Genomic DNA, 2,306 nt, shown 5'->3' on the forward strand with positions numbered 1-2,306 from the left:
CTTGAGGTTCTTCTTTTTCTTATCACAAGCTCTCATGACCATTTCAGCATGAAGTATGGCTCTGAGGATTTCTTCTTCGTCCACATCTCCATTTTTAAGCTGCTTCTTCAACAATCCTATTTTGGCACGTATGCCATTTGAGACCTGCATGGCCTTCGTACATGTTTTTGCCTGTAATACCTGTGAAGAAACCTGCTTAAAGCTGTACAGAACCGGTTTCTTTTTCTTTCCGGTCTGTTTGGTGGGCTTGCAGATTCCAATGGTTCCAACATGATTGCCATAGGCATCGTATAGTTTTTTCCTGTAATGCGTTGTATTGCCGCTTACATTCACTTCCCATCCGCCATTCACATGATCACCTCCTATTCGCAGAAAACTGCTCATAACCACATGATAATGCGGTTCCAGATATCTATTTCGGTATGATTCTGAATTCTTATGGTTCCTTCATGTATTTCTTTTGCGTCAATTTCTCCCCATCCACCACCGCCGCCAATTCCCGGGATCTTATAGTAACCTCCCACTGCAAAATAGAACCATCCATCTTCTGATAGCGCCTCGGGATATTTGTTAAGTAAAGCTTTCCCATCAACATAGATGTACTCATCATCAAAATCTGTCACAACAGCCTGGTCAAAATCAGTATAGATATTATCAAGGTCACCTGTATAACAAACAGAACTTATCATTCCTATATCATTTGTTCTTTTGTATGAATAAGCCTTAATAACGCCCACAGTAGCTATTACAGCAACTATCATCAATACTATTCCGGTCATGAGCACATTTGTATTATATGTTCTTCTATCTATTATTTTTTGCAGCCTCTTTTTCAAAACCTTATAGCTGTCATCCCATGCAAAAGACATTCCGCTGTCACATCCAAGCTTTTTCCTTGCCATCATCATGCTTTTGGCACTTCCAATGATAGTATCTCCATAATCGCAAACATCTATTTTGTTTCTCTGTATTGTAACCGTATCACATATATCTTCTAGATCTCTTTTAAGATAGCCTACGCATAGATGCAAGAACAGGTTAGGCCATAGCAATACGCGCAGAATATCATAAAAAAACAGTATCCATAAGTGTCCAAGTCTTATATGTGTTTCTTCATGTTTTATAACAATATTGGCAGTCTCAGCCTGAAGGCTTTCAGGAACTACAATTACAGGCTTTATGCATCCGGTACAAAAAGATGATATATGTCCTGGGAACTCTTTTATTACAAAAACTGAAGTATGATCTTTGGCGTCATACAAGCGGTTTACAGTATCCATAAGTTTCTTTCTTTTTGTAAAAAGATATACTCCAGATATGATAAGTCCTGCAATATATGCAACACATATCCATCTCTTACTGCATAATAAATACCACCAATAAAACATTCTAATTCCAATATGTGTCTCAAAATATGCATGGAGCTTCCCGGAAAAAATTACAGGAATCAAAAGACACCACAAAGCACCCTTTCCAAAAATTGATCTGGCAAATAAAGTACTCCGCAGGATCATAATGATTCCCAATACAAAAACCGAAATGATCACACAAAAACCAAGTATGGTCGAATAATAGACGCATACAAATTCTAAAAAACTATATAGCTGATTAAAGAATAATAGCATCCCTTGCATAACTACTCCTTCGCTCATCCTTGAGACCTTATTTATTCTTCCTTGCATTGGCTATGAGGTTTTCGAGTTCATTTATCTGTTCTTCAGATAATTGTTCTTTATCTAATAATGCAAATGCGGCCGAAAGCCTGTTGCCTTCAAAATAGCTGTTTGCAAATGCACTACTCTTGGCCTTTTGACATTCATCTCTTCCCCTTAAAGCTTTATAGTGATAGACCCTGCTGTCATCAGGATCAACAGTATATGTGAGCATTCCTTTCTTGCAAAGTCTGTTTATCAGAACCCTTACCATTCTCTGTGTCATCTTGGAAGACCTAGGGAGTCTGTCTGTTATCTCTGATGATGTAAGGTCATGGCCACATCTCCATAAAACCTCCATGATCATCCATTCGCTTTCACTTGGAAGCTGCTCTTCTCTTGGCATAATTTACCTCCACTTATCATCCTTATATTATCCTTATATCATCTTTATCGGATAACATCTGTTAACAGTTAATACTTGTTATCAATTTTATTATTATCACCTACATCATTTAACGAATTTGAATAAGAAAAAATGTAAAGATACACATACAAAAAAAGACACTTCTTAGAATCTCTTCTAAAAAGTGTCTTATAATTATATACCTTATTGCTGACTATTAGTCTGCTACGTATGGCATAATTGCAAGA

General features: G+C 37.0%; 4 protein-coding genes. All 4 read right to left on the reverse strand.

Annotated elements, in window-relative coordinates:
* Nucleotides 1-351: hypothetical protein (locus K6G87_RS11345; RefSeq protein ID WP_296837217.1), on the reverse strand; the 351-nt coding region annotated here is incomplete at its 3' end.
* Between the two features lie 29 nt (nucleotides 352-380).
* Nucleotides 381-1,652 carry a M56 family metallopeptidase gene (locus K6G87_RS11350; protein ID WP_296837220.1) on the reverse strand — a complete coding sequence of 424 codons (1,272 nt, stop codon included), beginning with the start codon at nucleotides 1,650-1,652 and terminating at the stop codon, nucleotides 381-383.
* Between the two features lie 10 nt (nucleotides 1,653-1,662).
* Nucleotides 1,663-2,058, reverse strand: a complete 396-nt coding sequence (locus tag K6G87_RS11355; RefSeq protein WP_296837223.1) for a BlaI/MecI/CopY family transcriptional regulator — start codon at nucleotides 2,056-2,058, stop codon at nucleotides 1,663-1,665.
* 68 nt (nucleotides 2,059-2,126) lie between these two features.
* A partial coding sequence (locus K6G87_RS11360) for a hypothetical protein (protein ID WP_296837226.1) occupies nucleotides 2,127-2,306 on the reverse strand: 180 nt, incomplete at its 5' end.

The sequence above is a fragment of the Butyrivibrio sp. genome, assembly GCF_024699075.1.